Origin of the sequence: Streptomyces ureilyticus (assembly GCF_011045025.1) — a bacterium.
GTDB lineage: Bacteria > Actinomycetota > Actinomycetes > Streptomycetales > Streptomycetaceae > Streptomyces > Streptomyces ureilyticus.
Genome location: NZ_JAAKZX010000397.1, coordinates 1 through 3,488, shown reverse-complemented (window position 1 = coordinate 3,488; position 3,488 = coordinate 1). Strand labels below are relative to the sequence as shown.

Annotated in this window: 4 protein-coding genes; 1 reads left to right on the top strand and 3 read right to left on the bottom strand. The window is 68.3% G+C overall.

Going from position 1 to position 3,488, the window contains the following annotated elements; genetic code table 11:
* Window positions 1-48 precede the first annotated feature (48 nt).
* The 3 genes from G6048_RS47365 to G6048_RS47355 form a co-directional block, all read right to left on the bottom strand.
* The gene (locus G6048_RS47365) at window positions 49-867 is read right to left on the bottom strand and encodes a hypothetical protein (RefSeq protein WP_165345799.1); all 819 of its coding nucleotides are present in this window, start codon (window positions 865-867) and stop codon (window positions 49-51) included.
* 229 nt (window positions 868-1,096) lie between these two features.
* Window positions 1,097-2,062 (bottom strand): esterase/lipase family protein, encoded by a 966-nt coding sequence (locus G6048_RS47360; protein ID WP_165345798.1) that lies wholly within the window; start codon window positions 2,060-2,062, stop codon window positions 1,097-1,099.
* Window positions 2,063-2,162: 100 nt separating this feature from the next.
* Window positions 2,163-2,300 (bottom strand): hypothetical protein, encoded by a 138-nt coding sequence (locus G6048_RS47355; protein WP_165345797.1) that lies wholly within the window; start codon window positions 2,298-2,300, stop codon window positions 2,163-2,165.
* A 360-nt stretch (window positions 2,301-2,660) separates the two neighbouring features.
* Between G6048_RS47355 and G6048_RS47350 the strand changes: the two genes are divergently transcribed.
* A complete protein-coding gene (locus G6048_RS47350) occupies window positions 2,661-3,080 on the top strand; it encodes a cobalamin B12-binding domain-containing protein (RefSeq protein ID WP_165345796.1) in 420 nt (139 codons plus the stop codon).
* Window positions 3,081-3,488 lie beyond the last annotated feature (408 nt).

Sequence of the window (3,488 nt, the reverse complement as noted above, 5' to 3'; positions counted from 1 at the left end):
AGCACGATCAGCGAGTGGTCGTAGACGTCTTTGTGTCGGTGGTGCTCGTCACGCTCCAGACGTAGCGCGGGCAGCTCGGGCAATACATGCGCGGCGAGCGGGGCGGTCGAGGAGAGGGAGTTCGTCGTGGCTGCCGGCGCTGATACCGGTGCCGGTGTGCGGGTCCTGGTGGTCGTCGGAGGGGGCGAACTCGTCCTCTATGGCGGCCTGTTGATCGTACGTGACCTGCTCGAAGGTCGCTGTGGCCTGCTGGTCGTACGACTCGTGCCGCTCGTGTTGGTCGTACGACTCGTGCTGCTCGCCGCTGTCGGAGTTCCATGCCGTGGCGTCGTACGCACCCGAGTCGAAGGTCTGCGTGTTCCACTGCTGGGCCTCGACGAGAGGTTCGGCCTGCAGCCAGGCATTCGCGTCCCACTGACCACTGATGTCGGGCCCTGTGGACTGCGCCGGGATCCCGATGAGCGGCTGCTGACCGGAGGCGTCCGCCCACAGACCGGTCGCGTCATGGCCGCCGGTGTCGTACGCGGCGTAGTGCTGGGCCGCGTACGCGTCGTAGTTCAGCGTCTGGTGGCCGCCGGTGGACGCGTACGAACCCGTGCCGCCGCTGCCCGGCAGGTCGCCGAAGAGGGGATCGGTCTCGAAGCTCGTCGTGGCCTCGAAGGGCGGCGCCGCGCAGGCACCCGGGGTGCCGTAGGTGTCGTAGATGCCGGTGGGTGCCGCGTCAAAACCGGTGGCGGCGTAGGCGTCGTACGTGGTGAAGTCGCCGTACTGGACCCCCTGCTCGCCATACGACGCGAAGTGCGTCGAGGCGGCTTCGGGAGCCGCGGCCGGGGACGGCATGGTCCCCGACGGATGACGGTCGTTCACCAACTTCTCTTTCGCCTCGACGACAGGGGCGCTGGCAGAGCAGTGCGGTGACTGTACCCGGGGGTAGGCGGGCGCGACAATCTTCGGCCGTCATCACCCGCTCGGGAAACGGGCATTCGGCCGCCTTTCGGCGGCCAGAGGGCGCGACTTTGGCCTTTCGTTCGATGAACGTTCGAGGGCATACGGGTGTTCCCCGGGGGTTCGGCCGGGGCCCGGGGCGCGTTGTGGTTTACGCCACGGTCAGTCCGCCGGTGCGGGCGGCGGCAGGGGTCCCCGCGGTCTCGTCCATGTCGAGCGCCTGCCGTATGCCGGCTGCGACCGCCGGGTGCACGGGCAGGGCAAGGTGACCGATGCCACTCACTCGTACGTTCTGCGCGAGCAGGTCAGGGTGCTCGACGCAGGCCGTCTCCAACGGGTCCATCAACTGGTCGAGATCGCTCCAGAAGCTCACAAACCGAGTCCGGCAGCCCGGTGCGGGCTCGCACAGTTCCTCGAGCACGTCGGAGCCGGGACGCATCTGCCGCACGATCGGATGCGCGTTCATCAGCGGTGCCACGCTCGTGCCCGAGTGCGGTGTGCCCAACGTCACAAGTGTCCGTACGCGCACATCGCCGCCCAGGCGCTGCACGTAGTAACGCGCGATCAGTCCGCCGAGGCTGTGGCCGACGATGTCCACCTCCTGCTGGCCGGTGCGCTCGCAGATCTCCTCGATGTGTCGGCCGAGCAGCTCGCCAGCGGTGCGGATGTCGCAGGTCAGGGGCGAGTAGTTGAGCGACTCGATCTGTTGCCTGCCGTGCTGGGCCAGGGAGCGGCGCAGCAGCACGAACACCGAGCGGTTGTCTATGAATCCATGGAGGAGGACCACCGGGGGCTTGGGCCGGGTGGGCAGGCGGTGGGCCTCGGCGTCACGGTCGGTGTCGGCCGCGGTCTCGGGACCGAGGTCGTCGGGTGCGCGGCGGGGCCTCGGGAGTGCGGCGGAGGGAAGGTTGGGAGCCGGGGAGGGCGAAGCAGCGCCTGGGCGGCGCTCCTGCACGATGCCCGTGGGGTAGAGGATCAGATGCCCCGCGAGGATCGCGACCTCAAGGGCCGTGGCCTTCAGGAGAGTCAGCGAGAGTCCGGCCAGTCTGCTGGGCAACAGCCGTTGACAGAGCGGCAAAAGCGGATAAAAGGGCAGTACTGCCCTGGTGACCTTCATGGCCGACCTCCCGTCGGCACGCGAGAGGACGGCTCTGTCCCCCGTGTGCCCTCATGGAAAGCCGCCGACGAGGAGAACGGCAGTGTGCACGTGGCGAGCATCACGCCCGCGGAACGACGGGGTCTCCCGTCGTCGTGCGATCGCCGATACGCCGCACCATCCGGCCGCCGGGCTGGCGGCGCGGAGGTACGGCGACCTCGTGGCGGCTCCCCTTGCGCCCGGCCCGGCTGTGGCCCATGTGCCTCAGGGTGCGGGATCGGTGCGCGGCGAACTTGTCCCATCGTGTGATTTCCCCCTCGGTCTACACCGCGAAACTGCCGGTTGCGGGATGGTGGCGATAACGTTCGTTCACTTCCCCGGCCGGCGTGGTGCGGGGCGGCTGTGCCGATGGGTACACCTGACGTGGAGTGACGTGTCGCTCGCATGAAGCGGTTGCGGCGAGTCGCCGTCAACGTCTTGAGGTGCTATCAGTCGATACAGGCCGGTGCGGGACGTTAACAGGTCGATTTGAGTTTTTGCTAGATACGGATTTCTGCAGTCCGGTTCGCTGGAGATCGTTTCTCGGCGGGGCGGAAGTCGGTACATGGAGGCAACAGTGATGGGTGTGGCAGCCGGTCCGATCCGCGTGGTGGTGGCCAAGCCGGGGCTCGACGGTCACGATCGTGGGGCCAAGGTGATCGCGCGGGCCCTGCGTGACGCGGGCATGGAGGTCATTTACACCGGCCTCCATCAGACGCCGGAGCAGATCGTGGACACCGCGATCCAGGAGGACGCGGACGCGATCGGGCTCTCCATTCTTTCCGGAGCCCACAACACGCTTTTCGCCGCCGTCATCGAACTCCTCAAGGAGCGCGAGGCGTCGGACATCAAGGTCTTTGGCGGCGGAATCATTCCTGAAGCGGACATTCTTCCCCTCAAGGAGAAGGGTGTCGCCGAGATCTTCACGCCGGGTGCGACGACGGCGTCGATCGTGGACTGGGTCCGAGCCAACGTTCGGCAGCCGGCTGCCTCTAGTTGAGCGGGTGCCTCCGGCGGTTGGGCGGCTGCGGGTGCGTGGGTGGTTGCTCGCGCCCCGCGGCGGAGCCGCAAATGTCACAGCCCCGCGCCCCTTGGGTGCGGGGCCGCGGTCCGGTGCGTCAGCCCGTCGCCAACAGGGCATACGGCCCTTCCGCTGATACAGGGCACAGATGGGCCGAGACCGAAGCTACGCGACGGGCATGCGACGCACCGGCCCCCGTCCCCTCCCGTTGGCGGGAGGGCGCCGGTGTCGTCGGGACGCGGGAAGTCGCAGGCTTTGCTTTTAGGGGCGCGGGGAATTGCGCGATGAGCCACAACGGGCCCGCAGTCGCCAACGAACTGAACCCACCCACCACCGCCGCCGTATCGCGCACGCGGGCGGCGACGCGACGGGCGCCGAGATCTCCCG

Excerpts from the sequence above, each read along its gene's own strand:
- G6048_RS47360 (WP_165345798.1), bottom strand. The coding sequence starts at position 2,062 with ATGAAGGTCACCAGGGCAGTACTGCCCTTTTATCCGCTTTTGCCGCTC.
- G6048_RS47355 (WP_165345797.1), bottom strand. The coding sequence starts at position 2,300 with ATGGGCCACAGCCGGGCCGGGCGCAAGGGGAGCCGCCACGAGGTCGCC.
- G6048_RS47350 (WP_165345796.1), top strand. The coding sequence starts at position 2,661 with ATGGGTGTGGCAGCCGGTCCGATCCGCGTGGTGGTGGCCAAGCCGGGG.